The 19,398-nt window shown below is 45.2% G+C and carries 18 protein-coding genes; 6 read left to right on the forward strand and 12 right to left on the reverse strand.

What is annotated here, in order from left to right; all coding sequences use genetic code 11:
* Nucleotides 1-128: 128 nt before the first annotated feature.
* The gene (locus tag J4N40_RS19135) at nt 129-776 is read left to right on the forward strand and encodes an AcfA family outer membrane beta-barrel protein (RefSeq protein ID WP_250654655.1); all 648 of its coding nucleotides are present in this window, start codon (nt 129-131) and stop codon (nt 774-776) included.
* A 15-nt stretch (nt 777-791) separates the two neighbouring features.
* Nucleotides 792-1,127, forward strand: coding sequence for a YgiW/YdeI family stress tolerance OB fold protein (locus tag J4N40_RS19140; RefSeq protein WP_203345389.1), 336 nt, complete (start codon nt 792-794; stop codon nt 1,125-1,127).
* Nucleotides 1,128-1,208: 81 nt separating this feature from the next.
* Here the strand turns inward: J4N40_RS19140 and yegS are convergent, their stop codons facing one another.
* The 11 genes from yegS to J4N40_RS19195 all read right to left on the reverse strand — a co-directional run bounded on the left by yegS (nt 1,209) and on the right by J4N40_RS19195 (nt 13,329).
* On the reverse strand, nt 1,209-2,111 hold the full coding sequence (gene yegS, locus J4N40_RS19145) for a lipid kinase YegS (RefSeq protein ID WP_250654656.1): 903 nt from the start codon (nt 2,109-2,111) through the stop codon (nt 1,209-1,211).
* Between the two features lie 8 nt (nt 2,112-2,119).
* Nucleotides 2,120-3,025, reverse strand: coding sequence for a LysR family transcriptional regulator (locus J4N40_RS19150; protein ID WP_250654657.1), 906 nt, complete (start codon nt 3,023-3,025; stop codon nt 2,120-2,122).
* 172 nt (nt 3,026-3,197) lie between these two features.
* On the reverse strand, nt 3,198-3,623 hold the full coding sequence (locus J4N40_RS19155; RefSeq protein WP_132937209.1) for a bifunctional diaminohydroxyphosphoribosylaminopyrimidine deaminase/5-amino-6-(5-phosphoribosylamino)uracil reductase RibD: 426 nt from the start codon (nt 3,621-3,623) through the stop codon (nt 3,198-3,200).
* A gap of 49 nt (nt 3,624-3,672) precedes the next feature.
* Nucleotides 3,673-4,989, reverse strand: a complete 1,317-nt coding sequence (locus J4N40_RS19160) for a BatD family protein (RefSeq protein WP_250654658.1) — start codon at nt 4,987-4,989, stop codon at nt 3,673-3,675.
* Complete coding sequence (locus tag J4N40_RS19165) at nt 4,986-6,716, reverse strand: VWA domain-containing protein (RefSeq protein WP_250654659.1); 1,731 nt, start codon at nt 6,714-6,716, stop codon at nt 4,986-4,988. Before J4N40_RS19165 ends, J4N40_RS19160 begins: the two co-directional genes overlap by 4 nt.
* Nucleotides 6,709-7,779, reverse strand: coding sequence for a vWA domain-containing protein (locus tag J4N40_RS19170; RefSeq protein WP_250654660.1), 1,071 nt, complete (start codon nt 7,777-7,779; stop codon nt 6,709-6,711). The genes J4N40_RS19165 and J4N40_RS19170 overlap by 8 nt, the downstream gene beginning before the upstream one ends.
* On the reverse strand, nt 7,772-8,350 hold the full coding sequence (locus J4N40_RS19175) for a DUF4381 domain-containing protein (RefSeq protein WP_054729304.1): 579 nt from the start codon (nt 8,348-8,350) through the stop codon (nt 7,772-7,774). The genes J4N40_RS19170 and J4N40_RS19175 overlap by 8 nt, the downstream gene beginning before the upstream one ends.
* On the reverse strand, nt 8,351-9,313 hold the full coding sequence (locus tag J4N40_RS19180) for a DUF58 domain-containing protein (protein WP_017821549.1): 963 nt from the start codon (nt 9,311-9,313) through the stop codon (nt 8,351-8,353).
* Between the two features lie 12 nt (nt 9,314-9,325).
* Complete coding sequence (locus J4N40_RS19185; protein WP_206948986.1) at nt 9,326-10,309, reverse strand: AAA family ATPase; 984 nt, start codon at nt 10,307-10,309, stop codon at nt 9,326-9,328.
* Between the two features lie 85 nt (nt 10,310-10,394).
* A complete protein-coding gene (locus J4N40_RS19190; protein ID WP_033906479.1) occupies nt 10,395-11,696 on the reverse strand; it encodes an anaerobic sulfatase maturase in 1,302 nt (433 codons plus the stop codon).
* Nucleotides 11,697-11,802: 106 nt separating this feature from the next.
* Entirely contained in the window at nt 11,803-13,329 is a 1,527-nt protein-coding gene (locus tag J4N40_RS19195; RefSeq protein ID WP_250654661.1) for an arylsulfatase, read from the reverse strand.
* Nucleotides 13,330-13,469: 140 nt separating this feature from the next.
* On the opposite strand from J4N40_RS19195, the gene J4N40_RS19200 reads away from it, so the two are divergent.
* Nucleotides 13,470-14,327: a LysR family transcriptional regulator gene (locus tag J4N40_RS19200; protein ID WP_025767859.1), complete on the forward strand. Its 858-nt coding sequence runs from the start codon at nt 13,470-13,472 to the stop codon at nt 14,325-14,327.
* A gap of 135 nt (nt 14,328-14,462) precedes the next feature.
* Here the strand turns inward: J4N40_RS19200 and J4N40_RS19205 are convergent, their stop codons facing one another.
* Nucleotides 14,463-16,010 carry an arylsulfatase gene (locus tag J4N40_RS19205; RefSeq protein WP_250654662.1) on the reverse strand — a complete coding sequence of 516 codons (1,548 nt, stop codon included), beginning with the start codon at nt 16,008-16,010 and terminating at the stop codon, nt 14,463-14,465.
* A 306-nt stretch (nt 16,011-16,316) separates the two neighbouring features.
* Here J4N40_RS19205 and J4N40_RS19210 point away from each other — a divergent pair, with 306 nt between their 5' ends.
* The 3 genes from J4N40_RS19210 to J4N40_RS19220 all read left to right on the forward strand — a co-directional run bounded on the left by J4N40_RS19210 (nt 16,317) and on the right by J4N40_RS19220 (nt 19,349).
* Complete coding sequence (locus J4N40_RS19210) at nt 16,317-16,703, forward strand: winged helix-turn-helix domain-containing protein (RefSeq protein WP_017635365.1); 387 nt, start codon at nt 16,317-16,319, stop codon at nt 16,701-16,703.
* An 80-nt stretch (nt 16,704-16,783) separates the two neighbouring features.
* The gene (locus tag J4N40_RS19215; RefSeq protein ID WP_250654663.1) at nt 16,784-19,138 is read left to right on the forward strand and encodes a fatty acid cis/trans isomerase; all 2,355 of its coding nucleotides are present in this window, start codon (nt 16,784-16,786) and stop codon (nt 19,136-19,138) included.
* Nucleotides 19,139-19,157: 19 nt separating this feature from the next.
* A complete protein-coding gene (locus J4N40_RS19220) occupies nt 19,158-19,349 on the forward strand; it encodes a hypothetical protein (protein WP_005376565.1) in 192 nt (63 codons plus the stop codon).
* Nucleotides 19,350-19,398 lie beyond the last annotated feature (49 nt).

Below are 19,398 nucleotides of genomic sequence, written 5' to 3' on the forward strand. Positions count from 1 at the left end.
AAAACAATTTCTTCTTTACCGCACCTTGCTCTTTTTCTGAAATATTTTCGTTTCTTCACGATCACTTCACGCTTCATCACACACAATGCGCTTCTACTCATTAAGTTGATTTGAAGAGGCAAAATAAAATGAACAAAACCATTCTTGCGTTACTCGTTACCTGCTCAGTTTCGGTATCTGCGGCTCCTTATGTAGGTCTGGAATATGGACTAGGCACCACTGACCATGACTTGGAACCTCACTTTTCAGCTGAAAATGTAACACTTAACCCAGAACTTGAGGATGGTATTTTCTCAGGATTTATCGGTTACTCGTTTAATGACAATTGGGCAATTGAGCTAGGTTACAGCCAGTTTGACCTTGATGACGGCCGTTCTAAGGACCTTGGTATCAAGACAATTGATGGCAAAGATTACAATCATGAAATGGATTGGGATTCCTCTATCACAGCCAAACAAGTCTCGCTAGCACCAGTGTTTAGCTATGCATTAAGTGATAAATGGACAACAAAATTCAAAGCGGGTTTAACTTACACACAATACGACGCCAAGGTTGCTCAACATCAAGAATATGAGCTTGTCGCGAATAACGATGTGGAAATAAGCAACACGCTTTTCCATAGCTCGGAGAAAAGCAACGAGTTAGGCGCAATGTTCTCTGTGGGCGCGGAATACCAAGTGTTGCCAAAGCTCACGATTGGCGCAAACGCTAAATACCAACTAGACAGCTACGCAAACACTGCATCCTTTAACGTAGGCACAACTTATTACTTCTAATATAAGGAGATGATAATGAAAAGAGTATTGTTAACATCCATGCTTGCTCTACTTTCAAGCTCGGCTTTCGCCGCGTTTAATGGTCCAGAAGTCAGTGCAATCAATACGGTGAAAGAGGCGCGCAACGCAACCGACGACAGCGCTGTAGTGCTAACCGGGCATATTGTTCAATCATTTGGTAACGAGACTTACTTGTTCAAAGACAACACTGGTGAGATCGAAGTAGAGATCGACAACGAAGATTGGATGGGTCAAGAAGTGACACCAAAAGATACCGTAATGATTCGAGGAGAGGTTGATTCAGATTGGACAGCTACGCAGATAGACGTTGAGACCATTCAAAAACGTTAAGAAGTTGACTAATACCTCAACAAAAACAACACAGCCACATTTTAGTGGCTGTGTTAAGCAATAATCATGGAAAACGCTCGTTTAGCTAGTCAAGCAAGGACAATCTTGCGGTACGACTAATCGTATACTCTTAGGCTGAACATCAAATCTAATGGTTCTCGAATGATAAGGTTCTCCATCTAAATTAAGAGGCAATGGATTCGGGAAGTCTATCTCCAACCAGCTTGCTCTTGTGTACTTCACAAACTCTCCTTTCTCACTCGGGTTATTGATCTCGTCGATTACTTTAGGCAGCTCATGAGGTAAAAATGGGCACACCAATGTTAGATCCATCAGCCCATCATTAATCATCGCTTTTGGAGCTAACTCTTGCCCACCTCCAGCAAGGCGCCCATTACAAAACGCGCCGAGCAACATTTCTCCCTGATACGCACCACCTTCAATCGTTATTGTTCCGTCATATGGTTTAAAGCCAAGTGCTTTTACAACACCAGTTAGCGTGTAAGCTCCGCCGCCAAGAAAGTTTTTGAGTTCAACAGGCGTTTCTGCTGTAACTTCTGCGCCAAACCCTGCTGTTGCCACGTTAATAAAGCAGCGATCGTTCGCTTTGACGCAATCGACCAAAGCGGACTGCCCCTCAACAGCAAGAGATAAAGACGCCTTAATGGAATTAGGTACTTGAATAGCGGTAGCAAAGTCATTGGCGGTACCAAGGGGAATAATGGCTAACTCAGGGCGTTTTTCTTCGTCAATTTGAATAATCGCAGAAGCCGCCTCATTGACGGTCCCATCGCCACCAGCGACAACAATACGTTCAATGCCTTCATCAACCGCTTCTTTCACTAGCCGCGGCATGTCTTGAGATTCCCACGTCACACGCACCTGTACGTCGATGCCTTTTTCTCTCATTTTCATGATTGCATCTCTTAACTCTGGATTCCCAGCTTTTTTTCCGTTAAGGATGGCACGTATTGTCTTTTTCATTGCACTTCCTATTGGTTGATGACTTTTCCTGCTTGCTTAATCTGTGAACGCAACCATTGATGGGCGCTGTCGTTTGTGCGACTAGGATGCCAGATTGTGCAAAGCTCATACATTTGTTCATCAAATGGCATTGATAAAGATTTAACATGATAGGTGTTATTGAACAAGTTGATCATCGACTCTGGCATTAAACCAATGTATTCACTACCACAAATAATTGGGAGCATTTCTAGTACGCCTGAGGCTCGATACTTAATCTTTCTCTTATCCAAGTCGGCAATGTCATCGGCGTTTAACAAGCTCTTACGACTCTGCCACTGCGAAACCACTACGTGTTCTTCTTCAAAAAATTGTTCAGCCGTAATCTCGTCATTCAGGCGTGGATGCGTTTCGCTACATACCACCACCAAACGCTCTGTAAGTACAGTTTCCAGTTTTAGCACCGTTCTTGCTCTTGGTGTGATATCAATGATCAAATCGTATCGTTGTAACCGCAGATCACTTTCAAAATCTTCCGTAAAAAGCGGATGTACTTCTAATGCAACATTTGGCGTCGACACACGGATTTGTTTCATGACTTGAGGTAGCAACTCAAAGCTCGCAACGGACACACAGGCAATAGAAAACACTCTATTCGACACTTTAGGGTCAAACTCATTAGAGGCCGATAATGTCGAAGTGAAATTTTGTACTGAAGCTAGAAGAGCAGGATAAATATCCATCGCAAACGAGGTAGGCTCGACACCTTTAACGCAACGATGAAACAATGGATCATCGTAGATATCACGTAGCCTTGCTAGCGCTTTACTCACCGCAGGCTGGGTGATGTTTAAGCGCGCCGCCGCCCGAGACAAGTTACGCTCTTCATAGATGGCAGTGAAAATGGGGATAAGATTAAGGTCGGTCGGTTTCATGCTATTAAATTTTTCAAAAGTCACTTTCTCTATTTTAATCTAACAGCATGATCCTTCACGTAGCCAAGTGCAATAAATGAGCGGTATCGCTTGTTTTAATGAGTTTTAACTCAATTTTGACGCACTTCATTCACTACATAAACTGGCACCGTAGTGCAACGTAAAGCTTGACTTAGGCTTTGCCTAGGTAAGGGGTAAGAAACTCGCTGACTTCCTCGCCGCATAAACCAGTTTCTACCTCTATACCTGCTTGTTTTAGAATCTCGATACCTCGACCACTGTTGCGTGGGTCGGGGTCCAATATGGCTACGACGACTTTGCTTATGCCGGATTTGACTAATGTCACCGCGCAAGCTGGCGTGCGACCAACAAACGAACACGGTTCTAGCGTAACGTATGCCGTCACCGATTCTAACGAGCCTTGATACGCATTCAGCGCTTCCACTTCCGCGTGATTGCCACCAATCGCTTGAGTATGACCTTCAGAAACGATTTGATTGTCTCTCACTAACACGCAGCCAACCGGCGGGTTGGGTTGACATTCAGGAAGCGCATTTTTGGACACTTCCAATGCGCGGCGCATAAACTCTTGGCTCATTTGAACTCTATTCTCTAATAAAAACGAGGCGCTATATTAGCGCCCCGTTTTATTCATTGCCATCTCTTCCAATGACTTTGTCCAGTTCTGGTAACGCTCGCGGAATACGGAATTTAAAGCGTTTTTGTTTGGTCTGGATTTTGCGCCACATCGACTTCAGTAAATGAGCGCTATTTTCACCATTTTGCATTCGCGACGCACTTTTTTGCCACGATTCACTCGTATCGGCTTTGGTCATTTCTAGCTCGGCCGTATTTAAACGCAATTGTTTGTACAATATGGTCCTTGCTTGAGACCAACGTTTAGCCTTTAACAAACGGTGGAACGTCAGCCATGCTGGTGTCGGTCTGTTGCGGTAGTAACGTTTAATGGCTACCAATGAAATAATCACAAAACCCAGCAACACAAGCGTGGAAACAATCCATTCAAAGTACGTTCTGATGAAGGACTTCAACGTGTGCTTCGCGGCAAAAGTTTTGCCCTCTAACATCACCGTTTCCACTTGCTGAGTCTTACTGTTCCACCAACGGAACTCATAATCCGGCAGGGTTAATTCACCACCTTGTTGAATCACGTACACGCTCTGTTCTGTGCGTGTTGACTGGTAATCACCACGTGTTTGCGTATCTGTAAGACGATGTGGTTGAGGGTACGCTTGGTAACGGGTTGTTGATTCTCCTTTCAACAAGTCTGGTAGCAACACAGATAGTGAATCTTGAGCCGAAATGGTGATTTTACGCGTGATTGCATCCCCAACTTTGAGTGACTCAGTGGAGGTATCCCACTCTTGCTTTACCTCTACATCTGTTGCAGCAAACCAAGGTGTCTCACCACTCAGCAGGCCCGATGGCAAGACGGTTTTGAACTTAATCGGCTGCGTGTAAAGTGTGCCTGATACCTTCTCGCCGTCCGGCGCAGACACCTGAACGCCCACTGCGACAGGTGGAACCACAAAATCACCAGATGCTTGTGGATACAAAGTCACTTCCCAGCGTTGACGCGACCAAGTTTGTCCGCCCTTGTGCTCCGTGAAGTTAGTGGCTAACTGATTACGCTGTTTGGCGATAACATTGGGCATTTCAATACTGCCAATTCGCGTCCCACCCGTAAACCAGCGCGGCGTTGCCACTTCGATGGTTAAAATGACTTGCTCGTTGACACTAAAACTTGGCGTTTTACGCTTTTCTCCAGCCGTTGGTTGTTGACCAACCCACGCTTGCAACTCAACACCATGATTGCGTTGAAGATCGTAAATGTCCTGAGCGAAAACGTGACGACTTACGAACAGACTCAAACAAACCACTAACCATGCCACTATCCGTACAGGAAGTGCAAAAGAGGTAACGCGATGGACATTCATCATCATTGGGCAGCCTCCTCTGTATTGTGTTCCGTTGTCGTAGTTGATCTACCCGTTGTTGGCGAGCGTAATTGAATTTGGAATTTAGCGCGTAAGAAATACTTCGGATCCGCTTCGACTCGCTTTAACCATTTGTCGGCTAATTCTTGGCTACCTATGATGTCGTCTGCATTTAACGTCTCTTTAATCATCAACTCCGCTGACGTTTTTTCATCCGCCCCTTCTGCGGTTTGAGGGTTATCGCCTAGCTCGGTTGATGCTTCTTGCTCTGTTCCTGCCTGACTCTCACTCATCCGGTTGATGTCCTCTACAATACCACCAATCACTTTCAAGTTATGCTCAACATCCGGTCTTAACCTCTCGCTCAACGTTGGCTTGTTGGCTAGGGATTTTAACAAGTCACGTGCAGCCAAATATTCACGCTGACGCGCCAATGCACTCGCCGCATTATAAAGACCGTAATCTCGAACCTCTTCGGACGGGTCGTTTTGCATTTCCAAAAACGCACTGTGGGCGAGTTCAAACTCGCTAGCGTAGTAGTACGCCGTGCCTTTGCGTAATGGATTGACAAAGTGTTTCGCGGCTTCTAAATACGCTTGTTTGTTAAACAAACGCTGTCCTTGTTGGTCTGGCGTTAGCCACAAATCCCACCACCATTGCGCTACCTTGTCGAAAGCCGTCACTTTTTGCACAACTTGTGGCTGCTCGGCTTTAACAGAAATGTTCTCCGCCAACGCACTGGTTGGCATCAATAACGTGCCGCTCACCATTACAATCACGCACCACTGCACTAACCACCCTTTTCTAAACCACAGCATCATGATCAGCGCGATTGGGAACAGAAGCTGATATCCCATGTCTTTCCAAGGCATTGAAGATTCGCCATTAAGCTGCATATTGCGCTCAACGTATCGGTTCAGTTGCTCGATATCACTATTATCGACGGTCACTTCCACCAATCGACCGTTAGTCTGACTAGCCAGTTTTTGTAGAGAATCCAAATCCATTGGGTTGTTACTCACAATGTCAGCATTCCCTGCCGCAAGAATTAACAGTTGATAAGGTTTGCCCGAGAAATACGCTTGGTATTGCTCAATCGTGGCTGGATTAACGCCATCACTCACCAACAGAACAGTGGAGCCTGGTTGACCTTGCAATTGTTGGTCAATTAACGGCAATGCTTTTTCGGCAAGCTTACCTTGCACGGGCATAATTTCTGGCGTAATGGCCGCCAAAAACGGGTCAAATACTTTGCTGTCTTGAGTTATAGGCATCGCGACATGAGCACTGCCCGCGAACACGACTAAACCCGTTTTTCCGCCTTTTCGCGCGACTAGCAAATCGCGTATTTTCTGTTTGGAACGCTCAAGGCGGCTTGGTGGGAGATCTTTTTGCAGCATCGAGTCGCTGTTATCAAGCACCACAAGCATAGAGGCTTTATCTTCGCCAAAGGGAGAAGATTCTCGTTGCCACGTTGGGCCTGCACAAATCACAATGGCGATGAACACAATCAGCATCAAGAGCTTAAGCGGCAGTTGCTTACGCCAGCCTCGCTCACCTATCGTCAAAGCATTGCGTAAATGTTCGGGCAGAATATCCTTCCAGCTTGGCTTGCTTTCTTCTCGCCAGCGTAACCACACCAAGAAAAACATGGGGACCAAAGCCAGTAACCACAGTGGTCGAATAAAATGAAACTGCGTAAAGAATTGCGTCCAACTAAGAGAATCAAACATCGCTCTCTCCTAATGATGATCGTGTTGCAGCCCTTCTTTTGAGTGTTGCGACGCTGAACGCGAGCAAATGCATGATGACCACTAACGCCATCAAGTAATGATGAAGGCTTTGTTTTGGGCGGTATGTGGTGCTTTCGTAAAGTTGAGGTTCCAGTTTGCCAATTTCGTCGTAGGCAGCCGATAGTTCATCACGGTTGAGTGCTTCAAACGCTTCACCGCCGGATTCTTTCGCAATGCGATGAATCGTGTCCATATCCAACGCGGTTTCACCTATCGTTTCCGGATCGCCCATCGCAATGACGTGTACTCTCACGCCTTTGGCTTTCGCAACTTTCGCCGCATCAATCGGTTCAACAAAACTGCCCGTGTCGTTACCATCGGTTAATACAATCGCGACTTTTTCACGGTTTTGATCTTGTTCTAAAGCACCACGCGACTTATCGCTTTGCTCAAAAACTTTAATCGCTAAGCCAATCGCATCACCAAGATGGGTACTCTGCCCTGCCATTGCCACATCGGTTTGGTTAAGCAGTTCGAGCCACACTTTTTGGTCTGCGGTAAATGGCGTTTGCACGAAAGCAGCATCACCAAAAAGCACCAAGCCTAATCGGTCACCTTTACGAGACTGAACAAACTCCGACAGCACTTCTTTTGCCGCATCAAGACGAGAAATTTTTTCGCCTGTACGTGAGGTGAAATCTGGCTCGGCCATGGAGCCCGAAAGATCCACCACCACCATCACATCGCGGCCTAAACTCGCGCGAACTTGAGGCTCGCCTAACACGGTGGGTTTTGCCATCGCACACACCACCAAAAGCCATGAAAGAATTAACGTTGCTCGCTGCCACCAACTCGGGGTCAACTGGCTTGCACCTTCTGATGGCGTCTCGCCAATCGCTTCCACCAGCTGACTAAAAAACGGCACTTTGATCGCCATTTGCTTAGTGCGATATGCGGGCACCAAGTAGTACACCACCAACGGCAAGGGCAAAACCAGAAACCACATTGGGTGAGCAAATTCAAAACCAGACAAACCAGTTATCGATGCAAGAAGATCATTCATGTTGACCTCCCTGATGTGCTTTGCGTTTCAATCGTGGTGATTTATTTGCCGCGCTTTTTTGAGCATCACAACGGTGCTCACTCACCCAGTTTTTCGCACGAGCAATAAGCGTTACTCGCTCTTCGTTGGTTAGCGTAACGCTTGGGTCAACAATACTTTGTAGCCAGCACTTTGAAAGCTCATCGTTAAAAACCATTTGCGAGTTTGCTTGAGAATCTTCGGTTTGCGGATACAGCGCATCGAGCTTGCGCAGAAAGGCGGTATCAAACAATTTCGCGTTGCGGCTATCAATATGAATCAGCACTACTTTAAGCACAGAGAACAATACTTTTGGCATGTCTTTGTCGCTCGATTTGATTTGCGAAATCGCCAGTAGAGCTTCTTTTCGGTAACGATTATGCCACCATTGCCGAGCCAATCGATATACGACATACACCAATGCAATGAGCACAACCGCCGCTAAAATTTTCCAGCCAATAGTTTGCGGGTACCAACTCACGCTGGGTGGTACAGCCACATCATGCAGCTCTCTGAGTATGTAGGTACTCGGAGGCGTAGGAAGATCACTCATTTAACGCCCTCCTACCAGTTTTTGGAATTGTTTAATGTGCTCACCTGTCGTATCGAGTTCGATGTGCGGAAGGTGTTTCATCGCCATAAGTTGAGAGAGTGATTGACGCTGTAAGCTAGTTCGAGCCTCAAGCTTTGCGCTCGCAGCTTCTACCTTTGCTTTGCTGTCTAAATTGAGTTGATACTGCCCATCACCAACCACCCATTTCGATTTTGCCAAATCGTCTGGTAGCGCTTGTTCTAATGGGTCACTGACCATCACTGCAAGAACATCGTTGTGCTGTTGTAGCTGTTTAAGGTGATCAAGGTGGTGCTCCTCGCAGTCGCTCCAGTCGCTGATAAAAATCAAAGTGGATTGCTTGAGCTTCATGCGTTTAATAAGCTCAATCCATTGACTGAACGTTACTTTTTCGGAATTGCAGGAGTCCACATTGAGCGATTGATTGGCTTTAGCGAGACGTTTAAGTTGCGCCAGAAGATCGTTTTGCGAACGCTGTGCCTTGCTGTGAAACAATGCCTGCGGGGATGCGATGACAAAACCGACTCGGTCGCCATCTTTTAATACTCGCCACCCACACATCGCTGCGATCTCTGCCGCGACAACTGATTTCATTACTTGCGTCGAAGCAAAAAACATTGTGCTTCTCTGGTCGACACACACGATTACGTTGCGATCTTTTTCTTCTGTATAGCTGCGCACGTGCGGCTTACCTGTACGCATCGTAACTTTCCAATCAAGGTTACGAATATCGTCACCCAATTGGTAATGGCGCAGCTCTTCGAAGTTCAATCCACGACCGCGAAACAACGAATTGTGTCGGCCAGAGAGTACGCTACCCGCTTTTAGATGAGGAAGTAAACTGAATGATTCTGCTTGTGCTTGCAGACGTACTAAACGAGCATAATCGCAGTACAAACGGGGATCCATCCCCTGTGATTTTGGCGCAAGAGTTGGCTTAGCCATAATGCCTCCCACTTACCCAATTTCTACACAATCTAGCAGCTCTTGTACGACTCGTTGATGATCGACCCCATCTGCCAGTGCATCGTAGGTCAAAGAAAAACGGTGGCCCAATACAGACGGAACCATGGCACGCACATCGTCAGGAGTAACGTGGTCACGTCCTTGCATCCACGCATACGCACGAGCGCATTTGTCGAGTGCGATAGAAGCACGAGGACTAGAGCCAATCTCAATCCATTTTGCTAAGTTTGAATCAGCATAACGCTCTGGCTTACGAGTCGCCATCACTAACGCAACGATGTAGTTTTCCACTAGGTCTGATACCACGATGTTTGGTAACTGACGGCGCGCTTCTAGCAGCACGTCTGGCTCGATGTGTTTTGGCGTAATAATTTCGCTGCTGGTTTCCGCACCCAATTCTTCACTGCGCACCAAACGAATGATGTCACGTTCTGCGTCATCTTCTGGATAATCGACGGTAACCTTCATGATAAAGCGGTCCATTTGCGCTTCTGGCAGTGGGTACGTGCCCTCTTGCTCTACTGGGTTTTGCGTTGCAAGCACCATAAATAAGTCTGGCAATACGTGAGTTTTATCGCCTACTGTGATTGTGCCTTCGGCCATGGCTTCAAGCAGTGCCGCTTGTACTTTGGCAGGTGCACGGTTGACCTCATCAGCAAGTACAATGCTGTTAAAAATGGGCCCAGGTTGAAAGTGGAGTTGCGGCTTACCATCCAGCTCTTGATAAACCTCAGTACCCGTCACGTCAGATGGTAAAAGATCCGGCGTAAACTGGATTCGACCAAAACTGGTGTTTAACAAGTTCGCCAACGATTTTACGGAACGTGTTTTTGCCGTTCCCGGTAAACCTTCTAGCAGAATATGCCCATTTGTTAATAACCCGATGACTAAAGCTCGAACCACGTGGCTTTGTCCAATGACGCTTTTTTCTGTTTGTTCGATGAGTTCTTTTATCGCTTGTTGTGCGTGGTTCATAGGATACCTTTTCAATGGTTTAAGCCGTCTTTTCGATAGTTAAGTATAAGAACAAATGAAATAACTTAAGGTTATATTCACTATGTTATCTTTGCGGTTCTTGAGATTGGAGAAGTTGTGCAAGACCAACCAACATCGGTAACGCATAATCAAAGAACATTTTGATTCCCGAACACAAATAGTTTAGACCACTCTCACCATTCGGCGTTTTGATCAAACGGTTTTTTGGGCACTCACCCCAACAATAAGGCAAGTAAGGGCATTGCTTACAATACGTCGGCAATGAATCGCGTTTTGCCATGCCAAAAGTATATTGTCTTGTAGAGAAGGCCATTTCATTCAGTGAGTGTTCATGAATGTTGGCGAGTTTGTATTCTGGATACACATAGTGGTCGCAACTGAACACGTCGCCATTGTGCTCAATCGCCAACCCTTTGCCACAAAACTCCGCCGTCACGCAAAGCTGAGACGGTTTCCCCATTACTTGCGCCACCGCGGTTTCAAACAGATTAACCAGCACACGGCCAAGATCGTTATTCACCCACTCTTCAAAGGTCGCCATTAAAAAGCGTCCCCAGTCTTCAGGATCGACTGACCAATCCGTTACAATCGACATTGGATGCCCCGGTTTAGCCAGATCACTACCTTTGGTTGGGATCATCTGTTCGTTCCAAAACTGCGGCGCGGTTGTTTGGAAGTTGTTGGCTTCTACCACCGGCGCAAACTGAATATAAGTCACACCCAATTCTTGGGTTAAAAATCGATATACTTCGAGCGGGTATTTCGCATTGTGACGATTCACCGTGACCAACGCGTTGAATTTCACGCCATGCGCTTTGAGCTTATCTACCGCTTTCATCACGAGATCAAACGTTGGCTTACCGCTGCGGGTTTTGCGATATTTGTCGTGCAGCTCTCGTGGTCCATCAATCGACAAGCCAACTAGGAAGTTGTGCTCTTTTAAAAACGCACACCACTCATCGTTTAGCAAAATGCCGTTGGTCTGAAGGTCGTTTTCAATGCGAACGCCTTTCGGCTGATATTTCTTTTGCAAAGCTACGACATTGCGGAAATAGTCCAACCCAAGCAGCGTCGGCTCCCCGCCCTGCCATGAGAATACAATTTCTTCGCCATCCTGACTTTCGATATAGCTTTTCACGAACGCTTCCAGTGTTGCGTCGTCCATTTTTGGCTGCTTTTCTTGGTGCAGTAGATTTTCTTTATGCAGATAAAAGCAGTACTGACAATCGATGTTGCACTTTGCTCCGCCTGGCTTTGCCATCACATGGAATCGACGGTCATACGCGCCCAGAACCGGCGCTTTAGACGCCGTTTTAAGAGGAACAATAGGCATAGTAGTAGAATGGCGAGGGGAAATCTTACTCATACGTTTCTCACTATTACATATACCCAAATAACCTCGTGAGCGCTGTACAGCAAAAGTGAAGCTATTTGGGTATATAGCGCTCCAAAAAGCGCTATATAATCTTAATTTACTTAGAAGACTTAGGTACGAACGAACCTGCTTCCATACGAGGCGGGAATTCTTTGAATGTACCCATCACCTCTTTCACTGTATCCATTGCTGGCATCATTAAGAATGAACGCTCGTACATCCAACGAGAATAACCCATGCCTTGATCGCCTCGTTCAAATGGATCAATGCTCAAGTCAAAGATCAGTGGCACACGAAGTTTAGTGAACGGCTTACGCCATACATCCATACCCGTTTCATTCTCTTGAATCATAAAGTGGAACTTGTACTTTCCTTGGCGCAATGCCACAAGATCGCCGTCGTCGCTCCAGTAAACGAACTCATTTCGTGCGGATTTGTCTGACTTACCCGTTAAATATGGCAGTTGGTTGTAACCGTCTAGGTGAACTTTGTAGTCCATATCGCCAACTTTTTTGCCTTTTAGCAGTTCGTCTTTAACTTTGGTATCACCTGCCGCAGCAACTAGTGTCGGGAAAAAGTCCTCTAATGACATCATGCCGTTGAATGTTTTACCTGCCTCAATTTTTCCAGGCCATTTAATCAACATTGGCACACGGAAACTCCCTTCCCAGCCAGTGTTTTTCTCTGAGCGGAACGGTGTCATCCCTGCATCCGGCCACAAATCCACCATAGGGCCGTTGTCAGTGGTGTAAACAATGATTGTATTGTCATCCACACCTAACTCTTTGATCTTGTTAAGTAGCTGACCGATTTGGTCATCGTGCTGCTTAACACCATCCGCGTAGAAACCGGCACCTGTTTTACCTTGGTATTCTTCAGGAACATGCGTGAAGTTGTGCATGCGAGTGGTGTTAAACCAAGTAAAGAACGGCTTGTCCGCTTTTACTTGTTTTTCTATGAAGCTCTCAGCGGCATCAAGAAACTCACCATCAACATTTTCCATACGCTTACGCGTTAGTGGACCGGTATCTTCGATTTTGCCATCAGCGTAAGAATGGATAACGCCACGAGGGCCAAATTTCTTCTTGAACTCCGGATCTTTAGGGTAATCCACGTTCTCTGGCTCTTCTTCTGCGTTCAAGTGGTATAGGTTGCCGAAGAATTCATCAAAACCGTGGTTGGTAGGAAGATGCTCGTCTCGGTCACCTAAATGGTTCTTACCAAATTGTCCGGTTGCGTAACCCATTTGTTTAAGCACGGTTGCAATCGTCGGATCTTTTTCCGAGATACCTTCCGGAACGCCTGGTAAGCCCACTTTTGATAGACCTGTACGTTTTGGCATTTGACCAGTGATGAATGCAGAACGGCCTGCTGTCGAGCTTTGCTGTGCGTAGAAGTTAGTGAACTTCGCACCTTCTTTAGCAATGCTATCGATGTTTGGCGTGTTGTACGCCATCATGCCTTGGTTATAGGTACTAAGGTTCCAGTAACCAACATCATCACCAAAGATGACAAGAATGTTGGGTTTGTCCGCTGCATGTGCAACTGCAGATGCAGCGCCCAAAGCTAACGTACATGCGTTAAGTACGAGTTTTTTACTGCTCGTTTTGGTCGCATTTTTCATATTATCTCCAAGAGTTCGCTAGTGCGTAAAAATGGTATTCGCTTTTCAATACCATTGTTGATATAAGATAAAGCACTAATTTCAGGCGATAAATGCAGTCAAAATTAGTTAACCTATAAATTAAATTTATGAGTGACGTTATGGACTTGAATTTGATCCAAACTTTTCTTGTTGTTGCGGAGTTTCAATCTTATACAAAAGCCGCGGAACAATTAGGGCTTACACAACCTGCTGTGAGCGCTGCAATAAAGCGTTTAGAGCAAGTCGTAGATAAGCAATTATTCGTTAAAAAAGGACGAGGGATCGCACTAACCTCCACCGCTTATCAATTACTGCCGCAATTCCAGCAAGCGGTTAATATTATTGACAATGCGATATCTGATAAAAATCATTTTGAAGTGTGTTGTTCGGAAATTTTGTTGCACATTATGGACCCAATAAAGAACACTATTTTTTATGAATCACCACCCGAAAAGTTCCTATTATTTGAGCTGTTAAGACAACAAAAAGTCGATCTAGTAATCGATACGGTGATCACGAAAGATGCAGCGTTTATTATTGAAGATGCCTATGAGGAAGAAGCCGTGGTTATCTGTCGTGAGAACCATCCCCGTGTACACGGCACGCTCACAAAAGAGCAATTTTATGAGGAAACTCACTGTTTATTTTCAGGAAAATGGAACAACATGTCGGGGTTCGAGCAACTAGCAAAGGAAACAATTCAAGAAAGAAAAGTCGACTTGATCACCTCTTCGCTAGCGGGCATGGCGCTGTATGTCGCCCAAAGAGACAGTTTAGGGATCGTGTCTCAATCTTTTGCAAACAAGTGGAGCAAAGCGCTCAAACTTCAAATTTTGCCCTGCCCCATTTCGATACGCTCTATCCCTTACAAGTTCGTTTACCATAAGCGAGAGGTAAACAACCCAGCCCACATCGCTCTACGTGAAAAAATCAAAGCCAACTTAACGGCAGCCCACTACGAACCAATTTGTTTATAAATCTTGTCAATTGAAGCGTTAGGCGTTTTCGTCATCAAGCTTTCTACAAACCTGAATAGATAGAATTTTACAGATAAAAAAAGAGGCTCACGTTAATGAGCCTCTTTCTAGATGTGGAACTTCACTTAGCTTTTCTTACTTATTTGGGTTCTCTTTTAGTTTCTCCATCACTTGATCGAGCGAGAAGCTTGCTGCTTTTTGCCTTGGTGGGAACTCTTTAAACGTTTCAAGGAATCTGCCAACGTAAGCTTGCGCAGGAACAAGCATGTAAGCACGGTCTAGCATCCAATCATAGTAAGTGTTAGAAGTGATATCAGCCACTTCGTAAGGATCCATACGCAAGTTGAAGATCTTAGGAACACGAAGTGTGGTGAATGGTTCAGCCCAAATACGCAACGTGCCTTTTGCTCGTTGCTCCATAAAGACCAGCTTCCATTTGTTATAACGAAGTGCAGTTAAGTCTCCATCATCTGAGAAGTAAAAAATTTCTTCACGTGGGGCCTTATCCTCTTTACCAGTCAAATATGGTAGGAAGTTATAGCCGTCTAGGTGAACTTTGAATTTCTTACCATTCGCACTATAACCTTTGAGCAATTTCTCTTTGATATTGTCATCACCCGCGGCAGCAACGAACGTTGGCATCCAGTCCATGTGATGCATGATATCATTCGAAACAGAGCCAGCTTTAATTTTACCCGGCCAACGTACCATCGCAGGAACTCGGTACGCACCTTCCCAGTTGGTATTTTTCTCTCCACGGAATGGCGTTGTGCCTGCATCTGGCCACGAGTTCATGTGTGGGCCATTATCGGTGGAGTAAAAGACGATTGTGTTGTCTTTAATACCCAAATCATCCACTTTTTTCAGCAGCTGACCTACATGATTATCATGCTCGACCATACCATCTGCATACTCGCTGATGCCTGTTTTTCCAGAGTTCTCTTCTTTCACATGAGTACGGAAGTGCATACGAGTTGCGTTCCACCAGACAAAGAAAGGTTTTTCAGCCTTGACTGCACGATCCATAAAGTCGAGTGCCGCATCTAACGTCTCTTCATCCACGGTTTCCATGCGCTTGCGAGTTAGAGGTCCTGTATCTTCAATTTTGCCATCAGCGTACGAACGGATAACACCGCGCGGACCGAACTTTTTACGAAACTCAGGATCTTTAGGATAATCGACGTTTTCTGGCTCCTCCTCGGCGTTCAAGTGATAAAGGTTGCCAAAAAATTCATTGAAGCCGTGATTAGTAGGAAGGTGCTCATCTTTATCACCTAAGTGGTTTTTACCAAATTGCCCTGTCATATAGCCCATCGGCTTCAGCATTTCGGCAATGGTTGCGTCCTCTTCCTTCAAGCCAAGATCAGCACCTGGAAGCCCCACTTTACTCAAACCTGTTCTAAGAACGGTTTGGCCCGTAATGAAAGTAGAACGGCCCGCTGTACAAGATTGCTCACCGTAATAGTCAGTGAACATCATGCCTTCTTTGGCGATACTGTCTATATTTGGTGTTTTGTACCCCATCAAGCCAAACGTGTAAGCACTGAGATTGGACTGGCCAATATCATCACCCCAAATGACGAGAATATTTGGTTTCTCTGCTGCGATACTGCTACTTGTCGCACCGATTAAAGCGGCGGCAAGAATCGCTAATCGGCGTTTAACGCCATATTTCGCTGTCATATAAACCTCTGTGTGTATTAGAAAAGTGCTTCCTGCAACAGAATGTATAGTTCACAAATAGCGGATAAGCGAATTTACTAAATGAGAATTCTTTCTATCTTCGCCTAACATTACACCGTTATTTGTAGCTAATACGCACTCCAATAGCACTTTAGTTCAGAGCGCCATCGCACCATTCATCACTACTGTTAATCTCAAATATTAAGATTGTCTACGCATATCACAGTGCCCATAAAGTACCTGATTGCTTTTATATAAATATTAATGATAATACGTTTTACTACCATTAATAATTAAGGTGCCCGCGTGCTTGACTCCAAGGTTTCAAATGGAAAAACTTACCAATGCCAACACAACGGCGTTCACCATAATGATGAGGAGCTATTACTAGATAAGCGCACTCACTCTGTGGTACTCAATTACTTGCCAAACAAGAAATCTGTTCAGTTAACAAGCATTCAATTTAAGCTGCTGCAAACTCTCACTCACCATCAAGATCAAGTACTTAGTAAGCATTTTCTTTACGAAACAGTACTAAAACGTGAATTTACTGAACATGATCGAGCACTCGATATGCACATGAGCAGAATGAGAAAGCGTCTAGTTCACGAAGGCGTTCCAACAGACAGAATTCAGACAGTCCACCGCCAGGGTTACATTTTCAAGCGCTCAGACAATCAACAGAAAAATTAACGCTAATTGGCCCAACTTTTGGTAATTGACCGCTTATTTTGCTTTAATTAATGCAAATTCGAATCACGTAAAATAACTCAATGAATTTGCGCTTAATTTTTACACTTTGCATTGCTACTTTGTTTGCCGGCTGTGCAACCTATGCTGGTCTTAACTATGACCAACTGTTTGGTCCACAGCTCGTGCGTGAACGCACAGTTGACGTGGAAACCCCTCAAGCAAACTTCTTCCAAAGCGAAGTTAAACCCATTATGGATAACCGCTGTGTCGTCTGCCACGCGTGCTACGATGCACCATGTCAACTTAAGCTCTCTTCTGTTGAGGGCATTGACCGTGGTGCGAGTAAAGCACTGGTATATGAAGGAACAAGACTCACAGCCGCAGCACCAACACGCTTATTCGAAGATGCAGAAACAACCCAAGAGTGGCGCGATGCGGGTTTTCATCCGGTTCTCAACGAACGTGATCAAAGCATGGCAGCCAACATTGATGCAGGCCTTATCGCACGTTTGCTACAACAAAAAGAGCGCCACCCATTGCCTGACCAAGTCCAGTTAGAAGGCTTTGACTTTTCGATAGACCGAGAGCAAACCTGTCCAACGATTGAAGAATACGAGCAATACGAAAAGGATAACCCGACCTGGGGAATGCCTTTTGGTATGCCAAACCTATCAAACAGTGAATACCACACACTCATGACTTGGTTGGAAAACGGCGCAATAATGAACGTTCACCGACCTGTTAGTGAGAAAGAGCAAGCGCAAATAGATAAGTACGAAGCATTACTTAACCACTCTGATTTGAAAAATCAGCTGATGGCTAGGTATATATATGAGCATTTGTTTTTATCTCATCTCTACTTTTCGGAACTCGATGAAGATCCCCGATTCTTCACGCTCGTCCGCTCTGCTACACCACCAGGACAGCCCGTCAAACGTATTTCAACGCGTCGCCCGTACGATGATCCAGGGGTTGAACGTGTGTTTTATCGAATTATTCCAGAGCAAGGGACCATAGTAGATAAAACTCACATGCCATTCGCGGTAAACAAGCAACGCATAGAGAACTGGAAAACTTGGTTTATTGATGCTGATTACACGGTTAGCCAGCTACCGAGTTATGCACCAGAAGTTGCTGCAAACCCGATGACATCATTCATCGACCTTCCAGTGAAATCGCGCTTTAAGTTCATGCTAGATAATGCACAAAATACAATAATGGCATACATCAAAGGCCCAGTTTGTCGTGGCCAACTGGCATTGAATGTTATCAATGATCGCTTTTGGGTGTTTTTCCTTGATCCAGATAAAGCAGACATCCCAGAAGTAAATGAGTTTTACCGATCTCAGGCTGATAACCTAAAACTACCGGCAGAACAAGAAAGTAACACGCTACCTGTTACCAACTGGGTCAAGTACGCGCGCCAGCAAGCTCGCTACCTAGAGGCTAAATCTGAGTTCACTAATAACTGGTTTAAAGAAGGTGAAAACCTATCCACCGATGTAATTTGGGACGGTAATGGCACCAACCATAATGCGGCATTAACGATATTCCGCCATTTTGATAGTGCTTCTGTTGTTCAAGGGTTAGTTGGTGAGCAGCCTAAAACAGTGTGGATTCTTGACTACGCGTTACTAGAGCGTATCCACTATTTGCTTGTTGCTGGGTTTGACGTTTACGGTAACTTCGGCCATCAGCTCATGACACGAATGTTTATGGACTTCTTGCGTCTAGAAGGCGAAAGTAACTTTATCTCGTTGTTACCCGCCGATATGCGCCATGAACTGCAATCTAGCTGGTATAAAGATCAAAGCCCGCAGTTGAGTGACTTTTTACAACGAAATGTGAAGCCGTTTAACCAACCAACCAGCGTTCAGTATAAGAGTGACGATCCAAAAACGGAGTTGGTGGAGTTGTTGAGCGAACATGTCTCAGATGTGCTTCTGCCTCGCTACGAAATTCAAGACACGGCTCTTTCTGCGAGTAGTGAAAAGCAACTAAAACGTATTGACCACGTTCGTGGTGAAGGCCTAAAAACCGTTCCGCAAATCACTATGCTTATGGTGAGAAGTCAATCAGGGGAAGATGAACTGTTCACCTTACTTCACAACAATGCACACACAAACATCTCTAGCTTGTTTGATGAAGAAAGTAACCGTGACTTTGCTAACGATGATATGACCATTGTACGCGGCGTTGTGGGAAGCTACCCTGCGGCATTTTTCTCGATCAACGAAAACCAAGTAAAAGATTTTGTCGATCAATTTAGTGCCATCCAAAACGAGTCCGATTACGTTAAGTTATTGGATAATTTTGCGATTCGTAGAAGCTCAGAAAAATTCTGGTCATTTAGCGATCGTTTACATAATTGGTACCGTACAAAACAACCGATCGAATTTGGATTACTTGACTATAATCGTTTTGAGAATCGATGATGATTTAAAGGGGGTTCTCATGGGTATCCGAGATAACATTGCCGCTCTTGAACAACAGATTTACGTTGCTTGTTCTGAGGGAGACTACGAAACGGTCAATATGCTTGAGCATCAACTCGAATACTTGCGTGGCAAAGTGGAACATCCTTTTGATGATGACCCTTATGCCCTAGACACTCGATTCGAGTGGGAAGATGACATGACCGAATAGAAAAAACCTCCGGAAAGCCGGAGGTTTTTTTATTTTCAATGCTCGATGG

Source organism: Vibrio sp. SCSIO 43097 (genome assembly GCF_023650755.1).
GTDB classification, from domain to species: Bacteria; Pseudomonadota; Gammaproteobacteria; order Enterobacterales; family Vibrionaceae; genus Vibrio; species Vibrio alginolyticus.